Below are 24724 nucleotides of genomic sequence, written 5' to 3' on the forward strand. Positions count from 1 at the left end.
TTGCCCACCCCTTCCGGCTGCCCAGGACTCGGCTCGACCAGCTCCGATCGGCGTTCCTCTGCGCAGGTCAGCCGGGAAACCCGGGCCGCGACCCGGGTCCTGCCGGGTGGACAGCTGTCCGGAACGCCGGTGGGCGTGGTTGCGCTGTGCCGGTATCGGCGCAGGTCGGCCGAGCCGTTGACTCAGGGCACCCTTATTAGATTTCGGGAACGAATTCCGCCACACTGATGTTGTGAAAACCGTGGGTTTGCGGAGGAACGACGAAGGAGCCGGTCGCAAGGCCGACGCCGGGTCGGTTGCTGCGCCCGCGACGGTCGGCGGCGAAGGGCACACCCGAGCGGCCATCGTCCAGCTGCTGCTGGAGGAAGGACCGATCACCGCCACCGCCATCGGGAACCGGCTCGGCCTGGCCCCGGCGGGCGTGCGCAGGCACTTGGACGCCCTGATCGACTCCGGTCAGGCGCGCGCCAGCCGATCGGCGCCATGGCAGCAGAAGGGCCGGGGCCGCCCGGCCAAGCAATACCAGCTCACCGCGGCCGGACGCGGCAAACTCGGCCACGCCTACGACGATCTGGCCGGAGCCGCCATACGGCAGCTCGGGGAGATCGGCGGCGAACAAGCCATCACCGAGTTCGCCCGCAAACGAGCACGCACTATCGTGGCCGGGATCGAACCGGTCGGTGAGCACACCACGGAACAGACCGCGGCCAAGGCCGAGGAGATCGCCGAGGCGTTCACCGACGCCGGGTTCGCCGCCACCACCCGCAAGGTGGGCGCGGGCGTGCAGATCTGCCAGCACCACTGCCCCGTGGCGCACGTCGCCGAGGAGTTCCCGCAGCTGTGCGCGGCGGAGCTCGAGGCGTTCCGGGAGCTGCTCGGCACCCACGTGCAGCGGCTGGCCACGATCGCCAACGGCGACTGCGCGTGCACCACGCACGTGCCGCTGCTGGTCCTGCCCGCCGAACGGACCGGAACTTCAGCACCAACCGCTGCACAGCCCGCAGCGGTACGAACGAACGACTCCGGAAGGAGTGCCGAATGACGACGACCACCGACCAGGTGCAACCGCTCACCCAGGAAGAGGCCATCGCCTCACTGGGCAAATACGGTTACGGCTGGGCCGATTCGGATGTGGCCGGCGCCAGCGCGCAACGAGGTCTGTCCGAGGCGGTTGTCCGCGACATCTCGGCGAAGAAGCACGAGCCGGAATGGATGCTCGAACAGCGGCTGAAGGCCCTGCGCATCTTCGATCGCAAGCCCATGCCGATCTGGGGCTCCAACCTCGACGGCATCGACTTCGACAACATCAAGTACTTCGTGCGCTCGACCGAGAAGCAGGCCGCGTCCTGGGACGAGCTGCCCGAGGACATCAAGAACACCTACGACAAGCTGGGCATCCCCGAGGCGGAGAAGCAGCGGCTGGTCGCCGGTGTCGCCGCGCAGTACGAGTCCGAGGTCGTCTACCACCAGATCCGCGAGGACCTGGAGGCCCAGGGCGTGATCTTCCTCGACACCGACACCGGCCTCAAGGAGCACCCGGAGATCTTCCAGCAGTACTTCGGCTCGGTGATCCCCGCGGGCGACAACAAGTTCTCCGCGCTGAACACCGCCGTGTGGTCGGGCGGGTCGTTCATCTACGTGCCGCCGGGCGTGCACGTCGACATCCCGCTGCAGGCCTACTTCCGGATCAACACCGAGAACATGGGCCAGTTCGAGCGGACCCTGATCATCGTCGACGAGGGCGCCTACGTGCACTACGTCGAGGGCTGCACCGCGCCGATCTACAAGTCGGACTCGCTGCACTCCGCGGTGGTGGAGATCATCGTGAAGAAGGGCGGCCGCTGCCGCTACACCACCATCCAGAACTGGTCGAACAACGTCTACAACCTGGTCACCAAGCGGGCCAAGGCCGAGGCGGGCGCGACCATGGAGTGGATCGACGGCAACATCGGTTCCAAGGTCACCATGAAGTACCCGGCGGTCTGGATGACCGGCGAGTACGCCAAGGGCGAAGTGCTGTCGGTGGCGTTCGCCGGCGAGGGCCAGCACCAGGACACCGGCGCCAAGATGCTGCACCTCGCGCCGCACACCTCCTCGACCATCGTGTCGAAGTCGGTGGCGCGCGGCGGCGGCCGGGCCTCCTACCGCGGCCTGGTGCAGGTGAACAAGGGCGCGCACGGCTCGAAGTCGACGGTGAAGTGCGACGCGCTGCTGGTCGACACGATCAGCCGCTCCGACACCTACCCCTACGTCGACATCCGCGAGGACGACGTGACCATGGGGCACGAGGCGACCGTGTCGAAGGTCTCCGAAGACCAGCTGTTCTACCTGATGAGCCGCGGCCTCACCGAGGACGAGGCGATGGCCATGGTGGTGCGCGGCTTCGTCGAGCCGATCGCCAAGGAACTGCCGATGGAATACGCGCTCGAACTCAACCGCCTGATCGAACTGCAGATGGAAGGAGCCGTCGGCTGATGGCCGTGGAGAACATCGCCGAAGCCGCCGAGGCTCGTACCCCCGCGATCAACAAGGGTGAGGTCTTCACGTCGTTCGACGTGAACGCCTTCGAGGTGCCCTCAGCCAAGGACGAGGCGTGGCGGTTCACCCCGCTGCGCCGCCTGCGCGGGCTGCAGGACGGCACCGCTGTGCGCGACGGCAGCGCGACCGTCGCGGTCGACGCGTCCGAGGGCGTCACGGTCGAGACCGTCGACCGCTTCGACGCGCGGCTCGGCCAGGGCGGCGTGCCGTCCGATCGCGTCGCCGCGCAGGCGTACTCCGGCTTCGAGCAGGCCACCGTCGTTTCGGTGGGCAAGGAGGTCGAGGTCGCCGAGCCGGTGACCGTCACGATCACCGGCCCCGGCGAGGGCAGGACCGCCTACGGCCACCTGCAGATCCGCCTGGAAGCCTTCGCCAAGGCCACCGTGGTCATCGACCAGCGCGGCAGCGGAACCTACGCCGAGAACGTGGAATTCGTGCTCGGCGATTCGGCCAAGCTCACCGTCGTCGCGGTGCAGGACTGGGCCGACGACGCGGTGCACGCCACCGCGCACCACGCCAAGCTGGGCCGCGACGCCACCCTGCGGCACACTTCGGTCACCCTGGGCGGCGACCTGGTGCGCCTCACCGGCAACGTCCGCTACGACGGCCCCGGCGGCGACGCCGAACTGCTCGGCCTCTACTTCGCCGACGCGGGACAGCATTTCGAGCAGCGCCTGCTGGTCGACCACGCGGTGCCGAACTGCAAGTCGAACGTGCTGTACAAGGGCGCGCTGCAAGGCGACCCGCACTCGCCCAAGGGCGACGCCCGCACCGTGTGGGTCGGCGACGTGCTCATCCGCGCCGCCGCCGAGGGCACCGACACCTTCGAGGTCAACCGCAACCTGGTGCTCACCGACGGCGCGCGGGCGGACTCGGTGCCGAACCTGGAGATCGAGACCGGCGAGATCGTCGGCGCCGGACACGCCTCCGCGACCGGCCGCTTCGACGACGAGCAACTGTTCTACCTGCGCGCCCGCGGCATCCCCGAGGACGCCGCCCGCCGCCTGGTGGTGCGCGGTTTCTTCCACGAGATCATCCAGAAGATCGCGGTGCCCGAGGTCCGGGAGCGGCTGGAGGCGGCCATCGAGGCCGAACTCGCCGCCATCGGCGCCTGATCAACGACCCCATACCTGGCAAAGGAATCCGAATTCGATGACCACCCTGGAAATCAAGGACCTGCACGTCGAGGTCGCCAACCCCGATGAGACCGCCGAGCCCATCAAGATCCTCAAGGGCGTGAACCTCACGGTGCGATCCGGTGAGACGCACGCCATCATGGGCCCGAACGGCTCCGGCAAGTCGACGCTGTCCTACGCGATCGCCGGTCACCCCAAGTACACGGTGACCTCCGGCTCGATCACGCTCGACGGCGAGGACGTGCTGGCGATGTCGGTGGACGAGCGCGCCCGTGCGGGTCTGTTCCTCGCCATGCAGTACCCGGTCGAGGTTCCCGGCGTCTCGATGTCGAACTTCCTGCGCACCGCCGCCACCGCCGTGCGCGGCGAGGCCCCCAAGCTGCGGCACTGGGTCAAGGAGGTGAAGGAGTCGATGAGCGAGCTGGAGATCGACGCCGCCTTCGCCGAGCGCAGCGTGAACGAGGGCTTCTCCGGCGGTGAGAAGAAGCGCCACGAGATCCTCCAGCTGGGCCTGCTCAAGCCGAAGATCGCCATCCTCGACGAGACCGACTCCGGTCTGGACGTGGACGCGCTGCGCATCGTCTCCGAGGGCGTCAACCGCTACAAGGAGCGTGAGAACGGCGGCGTCCTGCTGATCACGCACTACACCCGCATCCTGCGCTACATCCAGCCGGAGTTCGTGCACGTCTTCGTCGGTGGACGGATCGTCGCCGAGGGCGGCCCCGAGCTGGCCGAGGAACTCGACGCCAACGGCTACGTTCGTTTCACCCAGTCCGCTACCGCTGGAGCCTGATATGACCGCTACGGTCCGCACCCTCGACGTCGCCCGCATCCGGGCCGACTTCCCGATCCTGAACCGCACGGTCCGGGACGGGAAACCGTTGGTGTACCTGGACTCCGGCGCGACCGCGCAGCGGCCGATCGAGGTGCTCGAAGCCGAACGCGACTTCCTGATCACCAGCAACTCCGCGGTGCACCGCGGCGCGCACCAGCTTGCCGAAGAGGCGACCGACGCCTACGAGGGCGCGCGGGCCGACATCGCGCGGTTCGTCGGGGTGGACGCGGGCGAGATCGTGTTCACCAAGAACGCCACCGAGTCGCTGAACCTGGTGACCTACGCGTTCGCCGACGACCGGTTCCCGCACCACGTGGGCCCCGGCGACGAGATCGTCATCACCGAGCTGGAACACCACGCGAATCTGGTGCCATGGCAGGAGCTGGCGCGCCGCACCGGCGCCACGCTGAAGTGGTACGGCGTGACCGACGACGGCCGGATCGACCTGGACTCGCTGGAACTGTCGCCCGCCACCAAGGTGGTCGCGTTCACCCACCAGTCCAACGTCACCGGCGCCGTGGCCCCGGTCGAGGAACTGGTCCGCCGGGCGAAGGCGGTGGGCGCGCTGGTCGTGCTCGACGCCTGCCAGTCGGTGCCGCACATGCCGGTCGACTTCCGTGCGCTCGGCGTCGATTTCGCCGCGTTCTCCGGGCACAAGATGCTCGGTCCCTCCGGCGTCGGCGTGCTTTTCGGCCGCCGCTCGCTGCTGGAGGAGCTGCCGCCGTTCATCACCGGCGGGTCGATGATCGAGACGGTCTTCATGGACCACAGCACCTACGCCCCGCCGCCGCAGCGCTTCGAGGCCGGTGTGCCGATGACCTCGCAGGTGATCGGATTGGGCGCGGCCGTGCGGTATCTGGAAGAGATCGGCATGGACGCGGTCGCGGCGCACGAGCACACGCTGGTCGGCGCGGCGCTGGAAGGGCTGGCCGGGATCGACGGCGTGCGCATCATCGGGCCCACCGAGAACATCGATCGCGGCGGCGCGGTGGCGTTCGTGGTGGACGGCATCCACGCCCACGACGTCGGGCAGATCCTGGACGACGAGGGCGTCGCCATCCGGGTGGGCCACCACTGCGCGTGGCCGCTGCACCGGCGTTTCGGCGTCGCCGCCACCGCGCGGGCGTCGTTCGCGGTCTACAACACTCTCGCCGAGGTGGACGCGCTGGTCGCCGCGGTGCGGAAGGCTCAGAGCTTCTTCGGAGTTGCATAAGTCATGCGCATGGAGCAGATGTACCAGGAAGTGATCCTGGACCACTACAAGCATCCGCACAATCGGGGCCTGCGCGAGCCGTTCGGGGCCGAGGTGCACCACGTCAACCCGACCTGCGGCGACGAGGTGACCCTGCGCGTGCAGCTCGACGGCAACGGTGACGTCACCGACGTCTCCTACGACGGGCAGGGCTGCTCGATCAGCCAGGCCGCCACCTCCATCCTCACCGACCAGGTGATCGGGCTCCCGGTGCAGCAGGCGCTGAAGGTGGTGGACTCCTACAGCGAGATGATCTCCAGCCGCGGCACCATCGAGGGCGACGAGGACGTGATCGGCGACGGCGTCGCCTTGGCGGGAGTGTCGAAGTACCCAGCGCGAGTGAAGTGCGCGCTGCTCGGGTGGATGGCGTTCAAGGACGCGGTCCTGCGGATCGGCCCCGAGCAGCCCGCGCCCGCCGCGGAAGAGAACTGAACCGTCCGAGGGAAACGGGAAGGCGTCATGACCGACACACCGACCACCGAGCAGGCCGAACCGGCCGCCGACGTGCCCGAGCTGTCCGCCGAGGACATCAAGCTGCTCGAGGACATCGAAGAGGCGATGCGTGACGTCGTCGACCCGGAACTCGGCATCAACGTCGTCGATCTCGGCTTGGTCTACGGGTTGCGCGTCGAGGAGGACAACATCGCGGTCCTCGACATGACGCTGACCTCGGCGGCCTGCCCGCTGACCGACGTCATCGAGGACCAGTCCCGCAACGCGCTGGTGCGCAGCGGCCTGGTGGAGGACCTGAAGATCAACTGGGTGTGGATGCCGCCGTGGGGTCCGGACAAGATCACCGAGGACGGCCGCGAGCAGCTGCGCGCCCTCGGCTTCACGGTGTAATAGCCGAAACGGAGAGCAGCCGCCGGTAGCGCCTGGAACAAGGTGCCCGGCGGCTGAGTCGTATCCGCCGCGGGCATTCCCGGCAGTGCGGTCGGGGCGACAGTCGGTGACGCTTCTGCACCGCTCTGGTCCAGCCCTGGCGCACGGCCGATGCTCCGCGCTCGCCGAGGACGGATGCTCGGAAGCGAACCGTCGCGCCGGATTCGATGTGGCGCACCCGCCGATAGTGGGAAGTCCGCACTTCGACAAAGCGGCACGGGCCGGACCATGATCTGAGCTTCGAATCGGTCGGAACGGGGAGGATCATCAGATGTCGGTGCCGCACAAGGCCGCACTCGGGCTTGCGGCGGTCTCCGCCGCCACCTGCGCGATCGTCGGCGCTCCCGCGGGTGAGGCGGGGGCGGCGACCTACTATGGCGCGCTGGCGCTTTCGTCCAGCACGGGCGTTGTCACCTCGGCGGTGGACTACACGAGCGCCGCCGCCGCCGACTCCGCGGCGCGCGCCCACTGCGGCGCCCCCGACTGCCGGACGGTCGTGCAGTTCTGGAACGCCTGCGGGTCCGTCGCGCGCGGCGCCGACGGCAGGCACGGATCGGCGTGGGGCGCCACCCGTGCCGAAGCCGAACGCCGGGCCATCGATACCCTCGGCCCCAGCGCTCCGCCGTTCCCCGATCTCGGCAGCGCCATCCCCCGGCCGGGGCAGGTCCGGCTGACGGCCTGCACGTCGGGCGCCGGATAGCTCGAGGGCGCAAGACCTTTCGGGCCAGCCGGCTCGCCGAACTGGAAGCCCGATTCCGGAAATGAGCGGTTGTGTCGCCAGCCCGCCCGGTGGTCCGGGACGGTCAGGCCGGTGGCGCGGTCGGCGGATAGTGCGAGCGCCTGCCGGTGAGCATGTCGCGGATCTTGTCCACGACCGCGGCGACCATGCCCACGCTCTTCAGGTAGCCGGGGGTCGACGGCGTGCCGGGATGCGGCCTGGTCGGCGCCATGGCCTTGGCCGCGGCCATCTTGCGCCCCAGTTCGTTCGACGTCTCCGCCGGTATCGCCTCCCGGAACGCGGGCCAGACCTCGGACTGCTCGAACTCGATGTGGGCGCGCGCCGCCGGGATGAACTCCGTCAGCGCTCGCTCGAACTCGGGGCTGCCCGCCTGGGAGTTCTTCAACTGCTGGAGCAACTTCTTGGCCCCGTCCTCCTGGTCGATCGCCCGATCGGCGAGCTGGTCGCCGTCCGGTATCGTGCGGCGGACCTCGGGCCAGAAGAACTGCTCCTCGATCGCCTCGTGCTGCGATTCCGCGATCACCAGCGTGGTCACCAGATCACCGCGCGCGCGGACCTCCGCCTCGCCGCCGCCGCGGCCACGTTCGAGGGACTCGAGCATGCCGAGTACGCCTTCGTGGTCGGTGCGCAGAAATGTCAATGCGTCCACAGCGTTCCTCCTTCTGAGTGCCGGGCTGGGTGGCGACCGCCGCCGACAGCGTGCCGACCAGCGGCTTCGGCCCTCGCCGAGTACAGGGACGAACTTCGTACACCAGTCGCCTACCCGGTCGCGCCGGGTTCATACACCCGCCACGCGATCGTTCGAACGCTGGGAAAAAGCGACCGCGCGAACCGCGCGGAGCATCCCCGTGGCTACCCCAGGGCGGGACGTGGCCAGGCCCGGCGCGAGATCCCGGCCGATCCACTGTTACAGCGCGTGGGAGCGGGGCATCCGGACCGCATGAGTGGCGCGAAATCCGAGACCGTGGACGCGAACGAACGGCGACGATCGCCCGACGCGCGCCATGCCGGCACGGCGGCGCACGGGCGGCGACTCGGTGCGGACGAACTGCCGATCCTGCGGCGGCTGTCGGAGGTCACCGAGTTCATCGAGCGCACCGAGGAGACCGTGTACCTGCGTTACTCGCGCGGCCCCGAACACGATCGACAGGCCGGAGGCAGCCGCGACTACGAGGCCGATCACGAGATGCCGGGCCTGTCGGTCAGCACGATAGAACCCGAGGAATGGTGGACGCGCGCCGCGGTGGACTGGATCGCCCGCCGCATCCACCAATACGCGGATCTGGGGGCGGAACACGACCGCTACGCCTGGCTGCTGACCGGCCGGGTCGCCGGATTCGGACCCGATCACGAACCTCTGCTGACCGACATCCGGCCGCTGGCTCGTCTGACCTCCGGCGTCCTCGCCGAAGCAGCCCAGTGGTATCACCGGCGCTTCCATGTCGGCCGCGATTCCACCGGAAGCGACCACGGGTCCGATACGGCCTGAGCCGTCCGGCCCGTGGTCGCGGCCGTTCAGGAGACGGCTTGGCTGACCGCGTTGGGACCGTCGTAGGTCCGGTCGGGGATCGCCTCGAGCGCGTTGAGAATGTCCTTGTCGGCGCCGTTGTCCCGGGCTTTGGTGACAATGCCGTCGCGGTCGCACGGATAGTCGATGCCGGACAGGTACTTCTGCACCTGAATGGGGTTCACCTGGCCCATGCTGTGCTCCTTTCGCGAAATCGTCGATTCGAGCAGCGGACACCGACGCACTACCACTCCCTCGGCATGCCAAACCACGGGCCGGTCGCGGCGCGCAGACTCCGGCGGCCAGGGTGCGGTTTCGGATGTGCGAGGGCGGGAATCGCGTCCGGGAGTCGACACCGAGGAGGTATCCGTGCCGGAGGGGAACACCGCGCGCCCGGAAAGGGTCGTGATCGTCGGTAGCGGGTTCGCGGGATTCACCTGCGCCCAGAAGCTCTGCCGCATCGTGGCCAAGGCGGACCGGGACGTGGAAATCGTGCTCGTGACGCCCAACGACTACATGCTCTATACGCCGCTGCTGCCGGATGTGGCCGGTGGCCTGATCGACCCACGATTCGTCGCCATTTCGCTGGCCGATTCGCTGCCGCGGGTGCGGTTGGTGGTCGCGAACGCTCGGTCGGTCGATCTGCGGAACAAGACGATCACGGTTTCCGGTGAGCATTACCCGCCGCGGGAGTTGTCCTGGGATCGGCTGGTGCTCACCCCCGGGTCGGTCACCCGGTTGTTCGACATACCCGGCCTGGCCGAGCACGCTCGCGGGCTCAAGACCGTCGCCGAGGCGCTGTACCTGCGCGAGCAGCTGCTCCGGCAGCTCGAACTCGCCGACGACGAGCCGGACCCGGAGGTACGCCGGGCGCGGCGCACGGTGGTGGTCGTGGGGGCCTCCTACGCGGGGACCGAACTCGTCGCGCAGCTGCGCGCCCTCGCCGACGCCTACGCCGCGCGGCGCGGATTCGATCCCGCGGAAGTGCGTTTCCTCCTGCTCGACATGGCGCCACGGGTGATGCCGGAAGTGGGGGAGCGGCTCAGCGACAAGGTGCTGAAGGTGCTGCGCAAACGCGGCATCGAGATCCGGCTGGAGACCTCGCTGACGAAGCTCGACGAGAATTCGGTCGTGCTCACCGACGGCACCGTGGTGCCGACCCACACCGTCGCGTGGGTCACGGGTGTGACCGGCGCACCGGTGCTCGGCACGCTCGGCCTGCCGCTGGAGAAGGGCCGCCTGGTCGTCGACGCGAAACTGACCGTGCCCGGCCATCCGGACGTCTTCGCGGGCGGCGACGCGGCCGCGGTGCCCGACCTCACCAAGCCGGGCCGGATCACCCCGCCCACGGCGCAGCACGCCATGCGGCAGGGCAAGACGCTCGCCAGGAACGTCGCGGCGAGTCTCGGCATCGGCGCGGCCGCCGACTACAAGCACCGCGACATGGGGCTGGTCGTCGACCTCGGGCCACGCTTCGCGGTCGCCAATCCCCTGGGCATCCGCCTGTCCGGCCTGCCCGCCAAGGCGGTGACGCGCGCCTACCACACCTTCGCCGTGCCGAGAGCGGTGAACCGCTGGGCGATCACGGTCTCCTACCTGACCATCGCGGTGACGCCACGGCCGCTCGCGCTGCTGGGGCTCGTCAGCGGCGAGGAAGCGAGCTTCGGCTCCAGTGAGGGCATCCCCGCCCGGTCGGGCTGACCCGAGCACCCGCGGCAGCTCTGCCGCCGAACCTGTGCGCAGGAGCATCGGCAGCGGAGATGATGCGTGGGTGGACGAGATGACGTATCGGCGCTCGCGACTCGGATTGCACGCGGCCGCCGAATTGTTGATCGCCGGGCCGCAGTACCGGGAGTTCGGCACCATCCGGCTGGGAGTCGTGCCGGGAGGTTTCGGTGGCGTGCGGTGGCCGGTGTCGGTTGCCGGGGACGAACTGGTCTGGCCGGAAGGGAAGACCCGGCTGGCGGGGACCTATCGCGAGGTCGCCGAGGCCGCGGGCTTCGAACCGGTGGCGCCGAAGGACGTCTACTCCGGCACCATCGGAGTGGATCCGGATGCGGTGATCGAAGTGGATCCCTCGGCGGCCGGGTTGATCGAGGACTGGTTCGCCCTGGGGGACAAGGCGTTGCGCTGTCTGGCGCCCGGTACGACGCCCGTGCTGTGGCCGGAGCATTTCGATCTGGCGAGCACCGTCGACGAGGTGAACTACGGCGTTTCGCCCGGGGACGACGCCCATCCCGGGCCCTACGCCTACATCGGGCCGTGGACTCCGCGCGGCGGCGACTTCTGGAACGCGCCGTTCGGCGCGCTGCGGCCCCGCACCGCGGTGCACACCGTCGCAGCCCTGCTGGAGTTCTTCGAAGAGGGCAGGCGGCGCGCGGCGCGGGACTGATTCCGGCGCATCGAGCGCGATCAGGCGCCCTTGCGAGCCGGCGCCTTCTTGGCCGCCTTCTTCGCGGGCGTCTTCTTCGCCGCGCTCTTGGCCGCACCGGTCTTCGACACGCTGCTCTTGGCGGCTGCGCTCTTGCTCGCAGCGCTCTTGGCCGCGGCCTTCTTCGCGGTCTTCTTCGGCTCGCCCCCGTCGCCGCCCGCGGTCCGGCGGCCACTGGCCTCCAGGCTGCGCTGCAGTGCGGCGACCAGATCGACCACCTCGGCATCCATCCCGCTGGGCGCGAGTTCCGGCTGTTCGGGCACTTTGCCGGTGCCGCTGGCGATCGCCTCGTCGAGCACGCGTTTGAGTTCGATCTGGTACTCGTCGGTGAACTGTTCCGGATCGAAGTCGTCGGACATGGCCTCGACGAGCGTCTCGGCCATCTTGATCTCCTGCGGCCGTGGCTCGGCGACACCGTCGAGGGATTCGAACTCCACCGAGCGGACCTCGTCCGGCCACAGCAGCGTCTGGACCACCAGAATGCCCTCGCGCACCCGCAGTGCGGCCAGCCTGGTCTTCTGCCGCAGCGTGAAGTACACCAGGGCGGTGCGTTCGATCTTCTCCAGCGTCCTGGCCAGCAGGACGTAGGCCTTGGGCGTGCTGGAGTCCGGCTCCAGGTAGTAGCTCTTCTCGAACAGGATCGGGTCGATCTGCTCCGACGGCACGAACTGGAGCACCGGGATCTCGTGTTTCTCCGCTACGGGAAGTTTCGCGAAGTCCTCGTCGCTGAGCACCACTTTGTCGCCGTCCGGCGACTCGTAGGCCTTGTCGATCTCGGTGAACTGGACCGATTCGCCGCACACGGTGCAGACGCGGTCGTATTTGATCCGGCCTCCATCCTTGGCGTGCACCTGATGGAACCGGATGTCGTGGTCCTCGGTGGCGGTGTACACCTTCACCGGAACGTTCACCAGCCCGAATGCGATCGAGCCCTTCCAGATCGATCTCATCCTCCCATCATGGCCGAAGCCCGCCGACCTCGCGAGGGAACCGCGACACCGAGTGTCGCGGCCGCGACACGGCGGCGCAGCGGTCCGGGCAGCGCCGCGAACAGCGCGCTCATCGCCGTCACCGTGCCCGCGAGGTCGGTGCGTCCCGACAGATACGCGCGTTGCGCGTCCGGGGGCAGCGCGAAGAACGTGTCGAAGAACAGCGGGAGATCGCCCGGCGGCAACGCCAGCAGCGCGCGCAGCCCGGCGCCGCGCAACCGATGGACGATGCGTGCCGTGGCGGGCCACACGTCCTGGCCCGCGGCCACGGCGTCGGCGGCAGCCAGCGCGGCGCCGACGCTGTACCCGGTCGCCGGATGCAGGAACCCGCCCGCCGCCCCGAACCTGCGCGGCCCAGGACGGCCGCCCTGCACCGGAAAGCGAACGTGCTCCACGGGCTCGTCACCGGCGAGCGGGACGTTCCTGGCGTGCAGCCGCGCTCGCAAGCGGGTGCGCAGGTGCGCACCCGTCAACGCTGGGCGGCCCGCCAGGCAGGTCTCCTCGAGCAGCATCCGCTCGCCGTCCAGCGGAACGGCGTAGAGGAACGAGGGCGGGTCGCCGGGGGCGGCGCCGTTGTCCGGACGCCAGTCCATGAACAGCGGGTCGAGCCCGGCGCAGCGCCGCACGTCCACGATGACGCCGTAGGCGGTCTGCTCGGCACGGGCGGGTGAGCGGGTGAGCCCGCGCGCGTCGATCACCCGGCCACCGGTGATCTTCGTGCCGGATGCCAACGTCACGTGGCCGGGGCCGACCTGGATCGCGCGATCGGAGACCACGTTCGCATCGCCCAGGTGCAGCGAGGTCTGCAATCGTGCGGTGTCCAGCACGACGTACGGGCGATCCAATCGGTGCGCGCGCGTTCCCCAGGCCATCGGCCGGGAAACCGTCGCCCCGACGACCTGAGGCGGCAGCCAACCCGGCAGTTCGTCGGCCCACATCGCGTAGGTGGCCGTCCACCGGCGCTCCGGCGCGGGATCGACCGCGATGACCGTGAGCCCGCGCAGCACGGCGCGGTGGGCGAGCGCGCGTCCGGCCGGGCCGAGACCGCAGACGACCAGGTCCGGCTTCACGCCGCGTTCGCCCGGAGCCGTGGGAGCGCGTTGCGATGCATGGGTTCGAGCCTCTCATCTGTTCGCTGGACCGTCGCGCAGCCACGGCATCGAATCCGATCCTGCCCGCAGGACCGGCCGGGTCGCCGGGTTCCCCAGCCGGAAGTGGAGTCGCGCGCAGGCGGGCGTCCGCACTCGGCGCGCCGACGGAATGTGTTCGGGCTCACCGGAGTTTGTCCCGCGTTGCTAGGATGCCGGGGCGCTGGCGCACGCATCCGGCTCCGGTGTCGGGTGTCGGGTGTCGGCGCACCGGCGCGCCGCGGATGGCGCGCCGGGCAGGTTGCCGACCGGCGACCGCTGGAGCCCGAGCGCGAAAGCGGCACGACCGGAACGAGTTAGGGGTAGACGCAGTGTTCGAACTGACCAGGCGGCGCAGCCGGTGGATCCTGGCCGTGTTCGCGGTCCTCGCGCTGGCGATGGGCACACTGAGCGCGACGCTGTTCGACAAAGTGCAGGGCGGCGGGTACATCGACCCCGACAGCGAATCGAGCCGGGCGACCGCGGTGCTGCGCGACACCTTCGGCCAGGCCACCCCGAATTTCGTGCTGCTGGTGCAGACTCGCCGGTCGGTGGACGACGACGCCGCGGCCACCGCGGCGACGAATCTGGTCGCCGAGCTGAAGTCGGAATCCGGCGTCGCGGGCGTGACGTCGTACTGGACCGACAAATCGCCCGCGCTGCGCAGCACCGACGGCACCAAGGGCCTGATCGTGGCCAGCATCCTCGGCGAGGAGGCGGAGGTCGACAAGCGGGTCGGCGATCTCGCCGACCGGTTCGGCGGGTCCCACGGCCCGCTGGAGGTGCGGGTCGGCGGCTACGCGATGCTGCTGCACGAAACCGTGCAGCAGAGCGAGAAAGACGTCGTGCTCGGCGAGTCCATCGCGTTCCCGATCACGCTGATCGCGCTGTTGCTGGTGTTCGGCGGTCTGGTCGCGGCCAGCCTGCCGCTGGTGGTCGCCATGATCACGGTGATGATCACCATGGGCGCGCTGTGGCTGATCGCGAGCGTCACCGATCTGGCGGCCACCGCGACCAACGTAGCCACCCTGCTCGGCCTCGGCCTGGCGATCGACTACAGCCTGCTCATCATCAGCCGCTACCGTGACGAACTGGTCGCCGGTCGGCAGCCCGCCGCCGCGGTCACCGCGACCATGCGCTCGGCGGGCCGGACCGTCCTGTTCTCCGCCGTCACCGTCGCCGTCGCGCTGTCGGGCCTGCTGTTCTTCCCGCTGCTGGCCGTGCGGTCGATGGGATACGCCGGTCTGGCCGTCGCGGTGATCGCCGCGACGGTGTCGCTGACCGTGCTGCCCGCGATCCTGTTCCTGCTCGGCACCAAGATCGACAACGGTCAGTTGTGGTGGTTCCTGCGCGCGGCCCGTCCCGCGCCCGGTGAGGGCGCCTGGCACCGTCTGGCGCGGTTCGTGATGATGCGGCCGGTGCCGATCGGCCTGGCGGTGACCGCCCTGCTGCTCGTGCTGGGCGCGCCGTTCCTCGGTGTGAAACTCGGCTTCCCCGACGAGCGGTCGCTGCCGGAGTCGATGAACAACCGCCAGGTCACCGAGACCATCCAGCGTGACTTCGCCGCCACCGAACAGAACGGGCTGTTCGCGGTGCTGCCCGAAAGCGCCTACAGCGCGGCCGGATTGGACGCCTACGCCAGGGAACTGTCGGAGATCGATGACGTCCGCCGGGTCGACACCGCCACCGGCAGCTACAGCCACGGCGGTCTGCTCGCCCCGCCCACCGCGGCGAACGACCGTTTCCGCGCCGCGAACGCCGCCTACCTGACGGTGGTCCCCGACACCACCGACCCCACGGTGCTCGACCGGATCGCCGACGACGTGCGTGCGACGCCCGCCGCCTCACCGGTGCTGGTCGGCGGCGTGGCGGCGGCCAACGCGGACGCGATCGGCTCGGTCGTCTCGGCGCTGCCCTATGCGCTGGCGTTCGTCGTGCTGATCATGGTGGTGGTCCTGTTCCTGCTCACCGGGAGCGTCGTGCTGCCGCTGCTGGCCGTCGTGCTCAGCTTCCTGAGCCTCACCGCGACCTTCGGCGCGCTGGTGTGGATCTTCCAGGACGGGCACCTGTCCGGGCTGCTCGGCTTCACGGTCACCGGTGACCTCCCGCCGACCGTCCCGGTCATGCTGTTCGGCGTCGCGTTCGGGCTCGCCATGGACTACCAGGTGTTCCTGCTGGCCCGCATCCGCGAGGAGTACCGGCGCACCAAGTCGAACGCGCTGGCCGTGACTTCCGGGCTGGAGCGGATCGGCCGGATCGTCACCGCAGCCGCCGTGCTGATCTCGCTGGTCTTCCTCGGCTTCCTCGCCTCGGACATCACCTTCATGAAGGCGTTCGGCATCGGGCTTCCACTCGCCGTGCTGGTGGACGCGACCCTGGTGCGCGGTTTCCTGCTGCCCGCGGCGATGGAGTTGCTCGGCCACTGGAACTGGTACGCGCCCGGACCGCTGCGCAGGCTGCACGAGCGGTTCGGGATCGAAGAGGCTCCTGCCGCCACGGCGGTCGCCGGGCGCGAGGACTGGCGTCAGCCGGTCCGGCTCTGATCTCGCGGCGCCCGAGAAGGCTCGATCGGGTAGGGTCGCTCGGGCGGCTTCGGGGAGGCCCACACGGGGTGGGACGGCTGCTGGGAGAGGTGGGAGGGCGACCGCGATGACCTATCCGTCCGGCTCCGGCTTCGGCGGTGGCCCGGCGCACGGAAAACCGGAGGAAGCGCGGTACGCGCCGGATTGGGGAACCATGTCCCCGCCGAGCGCGTATCCGATGCAGGCGTGGGAGGCGCCGCCGCTGCCGCCGCCGCCCAGGTCCCCCACGGGCCTGATCGTCGCACTGGTGGTCGCCGTCGTCGCGGTGCTGGTCGCGGTCGGTGTCGGCGTGGCGCTGTCGCCCCGCGAGCAGGGGCACGCGCAAGCGGCGGTCACGTCCGCCGAAGCGACCACGCGCGCCGGCGGCGTCACCAGCACGCGACCCGCGAGCCCTTCCTCGCGTGGTGCGCGCCCTGCGCCGGGCAGGTTGAGTTACACCGAATACGCCAAGGACTGGGACTTCCGGTTCGACCGCGTGGAACTGCACGCCGAGTGGGTCGACGGCCGCGACCACGCCGACTGCCATCCCGTCGAGGCGGCGGGCAAGCTCACCGATCTCGGCTGCGTCTACGCGGCGGAGCTGGTGTATCGAGCCGAGGGCGGCGCGCTCATGCTCACCCAGTTCGTGCTGGGCATGGCCGACAAGGGCCGGGCCGCCGCGGCGAAGGACCGGTTCACCGACGCGGACCTGAGGCTGCGCCCCGGTAGCTACATCAAGGGTTACGCCAACGGCAAGTGGAAGGACGGCACCGAGAAGGAATTCGTGGTGGTGACGCTGGCAACGGCCACCGCCGCGGTCGATGCCGCCACCGTCGAGAAATACCTGCGCTACCGGCACGCCGACACGCTCGGCGCGCTGGCGTTCCGCTAGCGCAGGCGACCTCGTGTGCGGTCAGATCCCGCCCGTGGACAGCAGCCCGCCGTCCACCCGGACCGTCTCGCCGGTGATCCACGCCGCCTCGTCGGAGACCAGGAATCCGATCAGGCGCGCCACGTCCTCCGGGCTGCCCAGCCGCTTCATCGGGTACACGCTCGCCGCGCGCTCCTCGTCGGCCGAGTACAGCGCGTCGGCGAACTTCGTCTTGATCACGCCGGGCGCCACCGCGTTCACCCGGATCTTCGGACCGAGCTGCCAGGCGAGCTCGCCGGTGAGATGGATCAGCGCGGACTTGGACGCGCCGTAGGCGGCGATCACGCCGGTCGAGCGGATGCCCGCGACGCTGGCCACGTTGACCACGGCGCCGCCGTGGTCGCGCATCCACGCCTTGTACGCCTCCTGGATGTAGCCGAGGGCCGCGACCACGTTCACGTCGAAGATCTTGCGCACGGCGTCGAGGTCGGCGTCCATCAGGGAGCCGAAGACCGGGTTGATGCCGGTGTTGTTGATCAGGACGTCCAGCGAACCGAACTCCGCGACCGCGCGCTCGACCGCGGCGGCCCGATCCTCGGCGACGCCCGAGTTGCCCGCCAAGGCGACGACCTGCCCCTGGTGGCCCAGCTCGCGCAGCTCCGCGGCGGCTTCCTCCAGCGGATCCTTCTTCCGCGCGGTGATCAGCACGTTCGCGCCGCGGCCGAGCAACTCCGCCGCGACCGCCTTGCCGATGCCACGGCTGGCCCCCGTGACCAGAGCGCTCTTGCCCAATAGATCGGTACTCATGGCATCGCACGGTAGCGCAGGCGATCGCGTCGGCCGTTACCGCCGTCACATGCGGGTGCTGGTATGCGGGCGCGGTCGCCGTCCCGGGTAAAATCGGTGGTTCTCGTGCGCGTCGGCTCGCACAATCGAGCACGCGTCCAGCACCACGATCCCCCGAGGAGAAGTTTGTGATCACCGCGACCGACCTGGAGGTCCGGGCCGGAGTCCGCACCCTGCTGTCCGCTCCCGGACCGGCGCTGCGGGTGCAGGCGGGCGACCGGATCGGGTTGGTCGGGCGCAACGGCGCGGGGAAGACCACCACGTTGCGCATCCTCGCCGGCGAGGGCGAGCCGTACGCGGGCAAGATCCTGCGCTCCAGCGACATCGGCTATCTACCGCAGGATCCGCGCGAGGGCAACCTGGACGTGCTGGCTCGCGACCGGGTGCTGTCCGCGCGCGGCCTGGACACGCTGATCCGGGAGATGGAGAAGCAGCAGGCGCTGATGGCCGAGGTCGCCGACGACAAGGAGCGGGAGAAGGCGGTGCGCAAGTACGGCCGCCTCGAAGAACGTTTCTCGGCGCTGGGCGGTTACGTCGCCGAGAGCGAGGCCGCGCGCATCTGCCACAGCCTCGGCCTGCCCGACCGGGTGCTCGGCCAGCCGTTGCGCACGCTCTCCGGTGGTCAGCGGCGCCGAATCGAGTTGGCGCGCATCCTGTTCGCCGCTTCCGACGGCAGCGGCGGGCGCTCCGACACCATCCTGCTGCTGGACGAGCCGACCAACCACCTCGACGCCGACTCCATCACCTGGCTGCGTGGTTTCCTGCAGAACCACGACGGCGGTCTGATCGTCATCAGCCACGACGTGGATCTGCTCGCCGACGTGGTGAACAAGGTGTGGTTCCTGGACGCGGTGCGCGGCGAGGCCGACGTCTACAACATGGGCTGGAAGAAGTACCTGGACGCGCGCGCCACCGACGAGCAGCGCAGGCGCAGGGAACGCGCGAACGCCGAGAAGAAGGCGAGCGCGCTGCGCGCCCAGGCGGCCAAGCTCGGCGCCAAGGCCACGAAAGCCACTGCGGCACAGAACATGGCCAAGCGCGCCGATCGCCTGCTGGCCGAACTCGACGACGTGCGCGTCGCCGACAAGGTCGCCCGGATCAAGTTCCCCGAGCCGGCGGCCTGCGGCAAGACGCCGCTGATGGCGGAGAACCTGACCAAGGTCTACGGCTCGCTGGAGATCTTCACCGGCGTCGACCTCGCGATCGACCGCGGTAGCCGGGTGGTGGTGCTCGGGCTCAACGGCGCGGGCAAGACGACGCTGCTGCGTCTGCTGGCCGGAGTCGAGCAGCCGACGGCGGGCGGTCTGGTGCCCGGGCACGGTCTGAAGATCGGCTACTTCGCCCAGGAGCACGACACCCTCGACGACAACGCCACCGTGTGGGAGAACATCCGCCACGCCGCGCCGGACGCGGGTGAGCAGGATCTGCGCGGCCTGCTTGGCGCGTTCATGTTCTCCGGTCCGCAGCTCGACCAGCCCGCGGGCACGCTGTCGGGCGGTGAGAAGACCCGGCTCGCGCTGGCCGGACTGGTCTCCTCGGCGGCGAACGTGTTGCTGCTGGACGAGCCGACGAACAATCTGGACCCGGTGTCGCGGGAACAGGTGCTCGACGCCCTGCGCACCTATGCGGGCGCGGTGGTGCTGGTGACGCACGATCCGGGCGCAGCGGAGGCGTTGTCTCCGGAACGCGTGATCTTGCTCCCGGACGGGACGGAAGACCATTGGTCGGCCGAATACCTGGAACTTATTCAGCTCGCGTGAGATTCATCACAGGTACCCGTTGATCACGGCCTGCTGAGTGCTTAGCCTGGAAAGACGCTGCTCGGCGACTCGGAGGAAGCCATGAGCGACAGGCCACAAAGCAAGGCCACATTGGGTAAGGGCACACGCGTCACCGGGAAGTCACGCGACCGCCTACAAACCCAGCTGAAGAAGCAATACGAGGCGGGTGCGAGCATCCGGTCACTGGCGCGGTCCACCGGCCGCTCCTACGGCTTCATCCACAACGTGCTGGTGGAGTCACACGTGCAGCTCCGCAGCCGGGGCGGAGCCAATCGCCGCAAGAGCCAATAGCGCGTAACGGTGTGACGCCGGGCGGCTACGCGGCCGCCCGGGCGAGCGCTCGACCGGATCGACGTCGACGGCCGTGCACCGGACACCTACCTCGCCGAGCCGCACGGCGGCGTCGATGCCCGGGTTGCCGGGCGCACGTCCACCGGCCGATCGAGCCACGCCGCAACGCAATCCGGGCACCTCGTCGCCGCTGGTCGTCGCGCCGAACCGGGTGCTGTCGGGCCGGACGGATCGGCGCGCAGTTGCCCGCCGAGGTCGCGGACCGATGGAATGCTCTCGGCGAACTCATGGGTCTTCGCAGGCGGTGAATCCCGTCCGTCGACGGAGGTTCGGCGGCTGCTGTCCCGGTGCGGTCGGATGCGCAGTCCGCCACCGTGCGCCGCGGCGCGGCGTTCCGGTCCTCGGTCGCGCCGCGGCCCTGGGGCCGGGCTCAGTAGCCCTCGACCGTGCCGTCGCCGTCCACCAGCAGGTTGGCCAGGCTGCGGAAGATCGGCAGCCCGGTCTTGATCTCCAAGTAGGCGAACTGGCCCTGCGGGTTGACCTCGAGGAAGTAGTACTCGCCGTCGCGCCCGAGCCGAATGTCGAGCACGCCGAAGGACAATCCGAGCGCGCCCATCAGCGTGGCCAGTGACTTGCTCACCGACGCGGGCAGGTGATCGCGTGTGAAGTCGACCGACGTGTCCAGGCGGGAGTCGACCTTGCCGACGCCGGCCTGCGAGTCGATGCGCACGGTCCATTCGACCCCGTCCACCCAGACCACGCGCAGATCGCAGGTGGCGTCGACGTAGTCCTGGAAGGTGGTCGGCGCCGAACGGATCGCGGCAAGCCTGCCGAAATCGTTCCTGCCGATGATCCTGGTCTCGGCGAATTCCGCCCTGCTGGTGCCGGTGCGCTTGTAAACCACCGGGCCCGGCCTGGATTCGACGAAGCTGCGCGCCTCCTCGGGATCGTTGGTGATCAACGTCTCCGGCACCGCGAACCCGGCCCGCAGCGCCGTCTCCAGCTGGACGATCTTGCGTGCCGCGGTGCGGTCGGCGCCCGGGTCGTTGACCCAGAAGGCGGGGATGGACCACAGCAGCCCCTGGATGAATCCGTCGCACTCGGCCTGGCGAAAATCATTGTCCGAGGCGCGGACCCCCGCGGGCACCTGCGCGTGGTGCGGGCGCCGCCACCACACCGACCGCACGTCGTCGAGGCCGATCAGGTGCGACAGCGAGCGTGTGGTGCCGAGGCGGTCCAGCCGGAAGCTGCCGGACTCCCGGGGGAAATCGCGAAGGTCGAGGTGGATCGGAGCGAGCCCGTGATGTTCTCGCAGCGTCGCCGCCATCGCGGTGGCGTGTAGATCATCGGATTCGGACACGATCAGGACCGAACCGCGCAGGCGTGCGGTCATCCGCCTGCCGCTCAGTCGAGGCTGTCGCAGTTGATGCCGTCGTCGCTGCCGTTCATCGACTTGGTCTGGCAGTAGGTGAACGTCGCCCCGCCCGCACTCGGGCAGTCGACGAGTTGCAGGCGGTCGGCCCAGGTTTCGGTGAGCTGACGCAACTGCTCGTCGCCGAGGGCCTCCGACGGCGACTCCGGGATGGTCATCGGCCGATCGACCAGGTCGATCCGCAGCCTGCGAGTGAAATCGGCGGTGGCGCCCGCCCGAATGTCCACCAGCACCGGACGCCCGTCCTGATCGGCGTGCGGCGCGGCGGAATCGACCACCCGCAGCACATCGGACCGACTGAAGGTCCACGTTCCCTCGGCGACGCGCACGCTGATCTGCCGGTCCGATTCCGCGACCAGCAGGCCCTGGAGCGGAGGAACGCGGTCGGCCTTCGGCGTCGTCCCAGGAAGGTGGATTGCGTCGGTCATAGCCGTTTCTCCGATCTGCTCACGATTTGCCACGACCCCCAAGCGTGTGAGCGATCATATCGCGATATGTGCTGCGATCGGCTCGGATCGCGATATTTCGCGGCCCGTGGCAAACGGAATTCCGATCTATACCGGCCGAGTTCCGAAAGTTTTCCGGTAGCGTGGAAATACTTACAGAGCAACCGCACAGCTGATCTCCGGTGATGCGCCGACGCTGCTCATAGCCCGGTATTGGCGGCTGTGCATCTGTGCTTTCGTCCCCATCGGCGCACCCGGCGCGTGGCCACCGCATGGGCGCGCGTCGTGTCAGCGCCGCCTTATGTTGGGCCCGACTCGCTCGAAATCGGCTGCGGGCGAGCGGGAATCGCGCGCCGAGTTCAGTTCCGGTGCGCGTTGCGCTGCGCCCACCAAGCGGGGGCGTCCACGAAGTGATTGTCGAACTCGTCCTGCGCGGCGGCCAGATCGGTCAGCGGGGATTCGCCCGCGGCGATTCGTTCCAGCAGCCGGAAGTACTCGAAGCGCTGCACACCGGGCGTGAGCGCGATGAGGATTCGCGCGGTGCTGTCCGGTGCGGCGCCGAAGGCGTGCGGCATGAATTTCGGGACCACGATCGAACCGCCCGCGCCGACGGTGACGATGCGGTCACCGGCGAGCAGTTCCAGTTCGCCTTCCGCGACATAGAACAGCTCGTCGGAAAGCGTGTGATAGTGCGGCGCCGCGCCGTCCGCTCCGCGATCCATCGCCACCTCCAGCGTGCTCAGCCCGCCGCCCGCCTCCTCGGCGTCGATCAGCAGGCGCATGGTGACCGACGTGGTGCGCAGGGTCTCCGCGTCCTGTGGCTGACGGATCGCGGCGTCCTTGCGCGGGGCGGGAATGGTCATCGGAGCCTCCAATTGATTCGGTGATTGATAATTCGACACCGAACTATATCCTGGCGAATAAGATCCTGTCCATGACCGAGCGGAAAACGGACGCCGTGGACGCGATCGTGGCGCAGTGGAAGCGGGAACGACCCGACCTCGATCTGGAGGCGATGGCCGTGGCCGGACGTCTGGGCAGGCTGTTGCTGGTGGCTCAGCGGGAGATCGAGGCGGTGTTCGGCAAGCACGGCCTGCAGCGCGGCGAGTTCGACGTGCTTGCCGCGCTACGCCGTTCGGGCGCGCCGTTCGAGCTGAATCCGTCGGTGCTCGCCGACACGCTGATGCTGTCGCGGGCGGGCATGACCGGACGGCTGGACCGGCTCGAGTCGGCGGGACTGGTGCGGCGCGTCGCGGACCCGCAGGACCGCAGGGCGGTGCGCGTCGGGCTCACCGACGCGGGGCGGGAACTGGTCGACACCGTGGTCACCGAGCACACCGCCAACGAGACGCGGATGCTGTCGGTGCTCACCGCGGGGGAACGACAGGAACTGGACCGGCTCGCGCGCATCCTGCTCAGCAGCATGGAGCCGGACGCGTAGCCGCGGTAGCTCACGCACCCTTCGGCTCGTCGAATCGCGCTTTACATGCGAGAACTCGTGCCGCGATGAGGTAGCCCGATACTCGTGCCGAGACGGCGTCCCTGCTCTACCTTGAGATTCCGTGCCGAAGGGGTCGGTGCGGTGGGCAAGGAGGCCACGATGATCGACATCATCACTCTCCGCGGCACCGGGGAGCCGCGCAACTCCGACGGAACGCCCGCGGGCATGCTGCACGAGGTCGCCAAACTACTCGACACCGGCAAGTTCAGCTGCTTCGAACCGGATTGGCCCGCTTCCGTCGGCCCCGTGCCGGAGGTCTGGGGTTCTTCGCTGGAGACGTCGGTGCGGCTCGGCATCGCCGCAGGCGTGCGGGCGATCCAGGACTCGCCGAATGTCTGCGGCCTGCTGAGCTATTCGCTCGGCGGCATCTGCGCCAGCCGGATCCTGGAGGGCGTGCGGTCGGGAAAGTACCAGAACACCGACGGCTCGCCGCTGGAGATCGCCTTCGTGGTGAACATCGCCAATCCGCTGCGCCGAGCCGGGCAGTCGGTCGCGAACCTCTGCCCGGCGAATACGTTCGGCCTGCACGGGCAGCGCGGAGCGTGGCCGGCCTCGGTCGACGTCCGTGAGTACGCCAACCCGGGCGACATCATCACCGCGTCCCCGGCGGATTCGCCGTTGCGCATCATCGACGTGGGCATCTCGCCGTTCTCCTTCGTGGAAGGCGCCCGGATCGGCGATGTCGCGCCGCTGATCTTCGCCGAACTGCTCGAAATCCTGCTGCGCGACCCGATCGCGAACCTCGGGCGCTACACGACCGCCGTGCGCGGTGTCGTCGGCTATCTGACGCCGTGGCCCGACGGCCAGCACGTGCTCTATTCCGGACGAAACATGCCGGGCACGAACGTCCTGTGGACCACCCACGCCGCGGAGTACCTCAACGCGACGTACTAGCCGGAGCCGCCGTCACTGCTTGCGGCGGACGGAGGCTTCGACCAGATCCAGGACAGCGGACAGGTTCTCGTTGGTGTGGCCGGAGGCGATGCGGGCGATCAAACCGTCGAGCACGAGGTCGAGGTAGCCGAGCAGCACGTCGGTCGGCACGTCGTCGCGCAGCGCGCCCGCGGCCTTGCGGCGTTCCAGGCGGGCCAGGGTCGCGGCGGTGAGTTCGGCCGAACGCTGGGTCCATCCGGCCCGGAACTCGGGATCGGTGCGCAGCCGCCGCGCGATCTCCAAACGCGTTCCGAGCCAGTTGAACTGCTCGGGGTGGGCGAGCATGTCGCGCATCACCTGCACGATGCCCTGATTGGCCGCGACGTCGGCCATGCGTTCGGCGTCCTCCTGGGCGAGGGCGAAGAACAACGCGTCCTTGTCGCGGAAGTGGTGGAAGATGGCGCCCCTGGACAGCCCGATCTCCTCCTCGAGCCGACGCACGGTGGCGCCGTCGTAGCCGTACTCGGCGAAGCAGCGGCGCGCTCCGTCGAGGATCTGGCTGCGCCGGGCGGCGAGGTGATCGTCACTGACCTTGGGCACGGAATCCTCCAGCGGGGAAACACGGACCCCCGCATCGGCGGTCCACCGATGCGGGGGTTCTCACAGTACGAGCGAGGCGAGCGTGA

At 69.4% G+C, this 24724-nt stretch carries 26 protein-coding genes; 17 read left to right on the plus strand and 9 right to left on the minus strand.

The window, feature by feature from the left end; translation table 11 throughout:
* Nucleotides 1-232: 232 nt before the first annotated feature.
* The 8 genes from ACWDMM_RS14380 (at nucleotide 233) to ACWDMM_RS14415 (ending at nucleotide 7343) form a co-directional block, all read left to right on the plus strand.
* Nucleotides 233-1042 carry a helix-turn-helix transcriptional regulator gene (locus ACWDMM_RS14380; protein WP_195080195.1) on the plus strand — a complete coding sequence of 270 codons (810 nt, stop codon included), beginning with the start codon at nucleotides 233-235 and terminating at the stop codon, nucleotides 1040-1042.
* Nucleotides 1039-2475 carry a Fe-S cluster assembly protein SufB gene (gene sufB / locus ACWDMM_RS14385; protein WP_195080194.1) on the plus strand — a complete coding sequence of 479 codons (1437 nt, stop codon included), beginning with the start codon at nucleotides 1039-1041 and terminating at the stop codon, nucleotides 2473-2475. Before ACWDMM_RS14380 ends, sufB begins: the two co-directional genes overlap by 4 nt.
* Nucleotides 2475-3653, plus strand: a complete 1179-nt coding sequence (gene sufD, locus ACWDMM_RS14390; protein ID WP_449937738.1) for a Fe-S cluster assembly protein SufD — start codon at nucleotides 2475-2477, stop codon at nucleotides 3651-3653. The genes sufB and sufD overlap by 1 nt, the downstream gene beginning before the upstream one ends.
* Before the next feature lie 37 nt (nucleotides 3654-3690).
* Nucleotides 3691-4467 (plus strand): Fe-S cluster assembly ATPase SufC, encoded by a 777-nt coding sequence (gene sufC / locus ACWDMM_RS14395; RefSeq protein ID WP_195080192.1) that lies wholly within the window; start codon nucleotides 3691-3693, stop codon nucleotides 4465-4467.
* A gap of 1 nt (nucleotide 4468) precedes the next feature.
* A complete protein-coding gene (locus ACWDMM_RS14400) occupies nucleotides 4469-5722 on the plus strand; it encodes a cysteine desulfurase (RefSeq protein ID WP_195080191.1) in 1254 nt (417 codons plus the stop codon).
* Nucleotides 5723-5725: 3 nt separating this feature from the next.
* The gene (gene sufU, locus ACWDMM_RS14405; RefSeq protein ID WP_195080190.1) at nucleotides 5726-6193 is read left to right on the plus strand and encodes a Fe-S cluster assembly sulfur transfer protein SufU; all 468 of its coding nucleotides are present in this window, start codon (nucleotides 5726-5728) and stop codon (nucleotides 6191-6193) included.
* A 72-nt stretch (nucleotides 6194-6265) separates the two neighbouring features.
* The gene (locus ACWDMM_RS14410) at nucleotides 6266-6604 is read left to right on the plus strand and encodes a metal-sulfur cluster assembly factor (RefSeq protein WP_084486224.1); all 339 of its coding nucleotides are present in this window, start codon (nucleotides 6266-6268) and stop codon (nucleotides 6602-6604) included.
* Nucleotides 6605-6914: 310 nt separating this feature from the next.
* Nucleotides 6915-7343 carry a DUF4189 domain-containing protein gene (locus ACWDMM_RS14415; protein WP_195080189.1) on the plus strand — a complete coding sequence of 143 codons (429 nt, stop codon included), beginning with the start codon at nucleotides 6915-6917 and terminating at the stop codon, nucleotides 7341-7343.
* Between the two features lie 103 nt (nucleotides 7344-7446).
* On the opposite strand, the gene ACWDMM_RS14420 is transcribed toward ACWDMM_RS14415, so the two are convergent.
* On the minus strand, nucleotides 7447-8031 hold the full coding sequence (locus ACWDMM_RS14420; RefSeq protein ID WP_195080188.1) for a hemerythrin domain-containing protein: 585 nt from the start codon (nucleotides 8029-8031) through the stop codon (nucleotides 7447-7449).
* A gap of 291 nt (nucleotides 8032-8322) precedes the next feature.
* Here ACWDMM_RS14420 and ACWDMM_RS14425 point away from each other — a divergent pair, with 291 nt between their 5' ends.
* Nucleotides 8323-8871 (plus strand): DUF6098 family protein, encoded by a 549-nt coding sequence (locus ACWDMM_RS14425; RefSeq protein WP_323123981.1) that lies wholly within the window; start codon nucleotides 8323-8325, stop codon nucleotides 8869-8871.
* Nucleotides 8872-8897: 26 nt separating this feature from the next.
* On the opposite strand, the gene ACWDMM_RS14430 is transcribed toward ACWDMM_RS14425, so the two are convergent.
* Nucleotides 8898-9083: a DUF2795 domain-containing protein gene (locus tag ACWDMM_RS14430; protein WP_195080187.1), complete on the minus strand. Its 186-nt coding sequence runs from the start codon at nucleotides 9081-9083 to the stop codon at nucleotides 8898-8900.
* Nucleotides 9084-9258: 175 nt separating this feature from the next.
* Here ACWDMM_RS14430 and ACWDMM_RS14435 point away from each other — a divergent pair, with 175 nt between their 5' ends.
* Complete coding sequence (locus ACWDMM_RS14435; protein WP_323123982.1) at nucleotides 9259-10590, plus strand: NAD(P)/FAD-dependent oxidoreductase; 1332 nt, start codon at nucleotides 9259-9261, stop codon at nucleotides 10588-10590.
* A 79-nt stretch (nucleotides 10591-10669) separates the two neighbouring features.
* Nucleotides 10670-11281 carry a hypothetical protein gene (locus ACWDMM_RS14440; protein WP_357105991.1) on the plus strand — a complete coding sequence of 204 codons (612 nt, stop codon included), beginning with the start codon at nucleotides 10670-10672 and terminating at the stop codon, nucleotides 11279-11281.
* Between the two features lie 20 nt (nucleotides 11282-11301).
* Here ACWDMM_RS14440 and ku read toward each other — a convergent pair whose 3' ends face one another.
* A complete protein-coding gene (gene ku / locus ACWDMM_RS14445) occupies nucleotides 11302-12270 on the minus strand; it encodes a non-homologous end joining protein Ku (protein ID WP_195080186.1) in 969 nt (322 codons plus the stop codon).
* A complete protein-coding gene (locus ACWDMM_RS14450; RefSeq protein WP_323123983.1) occupies nucleotides 12267-13379 on the minus strand; it encodes a lycopene cyclase family protein in 1113 nt (370 codons plus the stop codon). Before ACWDMM_RS14450 ends, ku begins: the two co-directional genes overlap by 4 nt.
* Nucleotides 13380-13768: 389 nt before the next feature.
* Here ACWDMM_RS14450 and ACWDMM_RS14455 point away from each other — a divergent pair, with 389 nt between their 5' ends.
* Together ACWDMM_RS14455 and ACWDMM_RS14460 are read left to right on the plus strand one after the other, a co-directional pair.
* The gene (locus ACWDMM_RS14455) at nucleotides 13769-15979 is read left to right on the plus strand and encodes an MMPL family transporter (protein WP_357207167.1); all 2211 of its coding nucleotides are present in this window, start codon (nucleotides 13769-13771) and stop codon (nucleotides 15977-15979) included.
* Between the two features lie 106 nt (nucleotides 15980-16085).
* Entirely contained in the window at nucleotides 16086-16889 is an 804-nt protein-coding gene (locus ACWDMM_RS14460; RefSeq protein WP_357207169.1) for a hypothetical protein, read from the plus strand.
* A gap of 21 nt (nucleotides 16890-16910) precedes the next feature.
* Here the strand turns inward: ACWDMM_RS14460 and ACWDMM_RS14465 are convergent, their stop codons facing one another.
* The gene (locus ACWDMM_RS14465; RefSeq protein ID WP_195080183.1) at nucleotides 16911-17675 is read right to left on the minus strand and encodes an SDR family oxidoreductase; all 765 of its coding nucleotides are present in this window, start codon (nucleotides 17673-17675) and stop codon (nucleotides 16911-16913) included.
* A gap of 167 nt (nucleotides 17676-17842) precedes the next feature.
* On the opposite strand from ACWDMM_RS14465, the gene ACWDMM_RS14470 reads away from it, so the two are divergent.
* Together ACWDMM_RS14470 and ACWDMM_RS14475 are read left to right on the plus strand one after the other, a co-directional pair.
* Nucleotides 17843-19474 (plus strand): ABC-F family ATP-binding cassette domain-containing protein, encoded by a 1632-nt coding sequence (locus ACWDMM_RS14470; protein WP_067801780.1) that lies wholly within the window; start codon nucleotides 17843-17845, stop codon nucleotides 19472-19474.
* Nucleotides 19475-19555: 81 nt separating this feature from the next.
* Nucleotides 19556-19786 (plus strand): helix-turn-helix domain-containing protein, encoded by a 231-nt coding sequence (locus ACWDMM_RS14475; RefSeq protein WP_039798685.1) that lies wholly within the window; start codon nucleotides 19556-19558, stop codon nucleotides 19784-19786.
* A 430-nt stretch (nucleotides 19787-20216) separates the two neighbouring features.
* Here the strand turns inward: ACWDMM_RS14475 and ACWDMM_RS14480 are convergent, their stop codons facing one another.
* The 3 genes from ACWDMM_RS14480 to ACWDMM_RS14490 all read right to left on the minus strand — a co-directional run bounded on the left by ACWDMM_RS14480 (nucleotide 20217) and on the right by ACWDMM_RS14490 (nucleotide 22527).
* Nucleotides 20217-21146 carry a hypothetical protein gene (locus tag ACWDMM_RS14480; protein WP_323123984.1) on the minus strand — a complete coding sequence of 310 codons (930 nt, stop codon included), beginning with the start codon at nucleotides 21144-21146 and terminating at the stop codon, nucleotides 20217-20219.
* A gap of 44 nt (nucleotides 21147-21190) precedes the next feature.
* Nucleotides 21191-21646: a hypothetical protein gene (locus tag ACWDMM_RS14485; RefSeq protein WP_195080181.1), complete on the minus strand. Its 456-nt coding sequence runs from the start codon at nucleotides 21644-21646 to the stop codon at nucleotides 21191-21193.
* A gap of 377 nt (nucleotides 21647-22023) precedes the next feature.
* On the minus strand, nucleotides 22024-22527 hold the full coding sequence (locus tag ACWDMM_RS14490) for a cupin domain-containing protein (protein WP_195080180.1): 504 nt from the start codon (nucleotides 22525-22527) through the stop codon (nucleotides 22024-22026).
* Nucleotides 22528-22598: 71 nt separating this feature from the next.
* Between ACWDMM_RS14490 and ACWDMM_RS14495 the strand changes: the two genes are divergently transcribed.
* Both ACWDMM_RS14495 and ACWDMM_RS14500 read left to right on the plus strand, forming a co-directional pair.
* Nucleotides 22599-23105: a MarR family winged helix-turn-helix transcriptional regulator gene (locus tag ACWDMM_RS14495; protein ID WP_195080179.1), complete on the plus strand. Its 507-nt coding sequence runs from the start codon at nucleotides 22599-22601 to the stop codon at nucleotides 23103-23105.
* Nucleotides 23106-23264: 159 nt separating this feature from the next.
* Entirely contained in the window at nucleotides 23265-24059 is a 795-nt protein-coding gene (locus tag ACWDMM_RS14500) for a hypothetical protein (RefSeq protein WP_195080178.1), read from the plus strand.
* Nucleotides 24060-24071: 12 nt separating this feature from the next.
* Here the strand turns inward: ACWDMM_RS14500 and ACWDMM_RS14505 are convergent, their stop codons facing one another.
* Nucleotides 24072-24638 (minus strand): TetR/AcrR family transcriptional regulator, encoded by a 567-nt coding sequence (locus tag ACWDMM_RS14505; RefSeq protein ID WP_067801764.1) that lies wholly within the window; start codon nucleotides 24636-24638, stop codon nucleotides 24072-24074.
* Nucleotides 24639-24724: the final 86 nt, after the last annotated feature.

Source organism: Nocardia sp. NPDC003726, assembly GCF_053586955.1.

What these genes read in the sequence shown, in the direction of transcription:
- sufB (WP_195080194.1), top strand. Translation starts at nt 1,039, where the DNA reads ATGACGACGACCACCGACCAGGTGCAACCGCTCACCCAGGAAGAGGCC.
- sufD (WP_449937738.1), top strand. Translation starts at nt 2,475, where the DNA reads ATGGCCGTGGAGAACATCGCCGAAGCCGCCGAGGCTCGTACCCCCGCG.
- sufC (WP_195080192.1), top strand. Translation starts at nt 3,691, where the DNA reads ATGACCACCCTGGAAATCAAGGACCTGCACGTCGAGGTCGCCAACCCC.
- ACWDMM_RS14400 (WP_195080191.1), top strand. Translation starts at nt 4,469, where the DNA reads ATGACCGCTACGGTCCGCACCCTCGACGTCGCCCGCATCCGGGCCGAC.
- sufU (WP_195080190.1), top strand. Translation starts at nt 5,726, where the DNA reads ATGCGCATGGAGCAGATGTACCAGGAAGTGATCCTGGACCACTACAAG.
- ACWDMM_RS14415 (WP_195080189.1), top strand. Translation starts at nt 6,915, where the DNA reads ATGTCGGTGCCGCACAAGGCCGCACTCGGGCTTGCGGCGGTCTCCGCC.
- ACWDMM_RS14425 (WP_323123981.1), top strand. Translation starts at nt 8,323, where the DNA reads ATGAGTGGCGCGAAATCCGAGACCGTGGACGCGAACGAACGGCGACGA.
- ACWDMM_RS14430 (WP_195080187.1), bottom strand. Translation starts at nt 9,083, where the DNA reads ATGGGCCAGGTGAACCCCATTCAGGTGCAGAAGTACCTGTCCGGCATC.
- ACWDMM_RS14440 (WP_357105991.1), top strand. Translation starts at nt 10,670, where the DNA reads ATGACGTATCGGCGCTCGCGACTCGGATTGCACGCGGCCGCCGAATTG.
- ku (WP_195080186.1), bottom strand. Translation starts at nt 12,270, where the DNA reads ATGAGATCGATCTGGAAGGGCTCGATCGCATTCGGGCTGGTGAACGTT.
- ACWDMM_RS14460 (WP_357207169.1), top strand. Translation starts at nt 16,086, where the DNA reads ATGACCTATCCGTCCGGCTCCGGCTTCGGCGGTGGCCCGGCGCACGGA.
- ACWDMM_RS14465 (WP_195080183.1), bottom strand. Translation starts at nt 17,675, where the DNA reads ATGAGTACCGATCTATTGGGCAAGAGCGCTCTGGTCACGGGGGCCAGC.
- ACWDMM_RS14475 (WP_039798685.1), top strand. Translation starts at nt 19,556, where the DNA reads ATGAGCGACAGGCCACAAAGCAAGGCCACATTGGGTAAGGGCACACGC.
- ACWDMM_RS14485 (WP_195080181.1), bottom strand. Translation starts at nt 21,646, where the DNA reads ATGACCGACGCAATCCACCTTCCTGGGACGACGCCGAAGGCCGACCGC.
- ACWDMM_RS14490 (WP_195080180.1), bottom strand. Translation starts at nt 22,527, where the DNA reads ATGACCATTCCCGCCCCGCGCAAGGACGCCGCGATCCGTCAGCCACAG.
- ACWDMM_RS14495 (WP_195080179.1), top strand. Translation starts at nt 22,599, where the DNA reads ATGACCGAGCGGAAAACGGACGCCGTGGACGCGATCGTGGCGCAGTGG.
- ACWDMM_RS14500 (WP_195080178.1), top strand. Translation starts at nt 23,265, where the DNA reads ATGATCGACATCATCACTCTCCGCGGCACCGGGGAGCCGCGCAACTCC.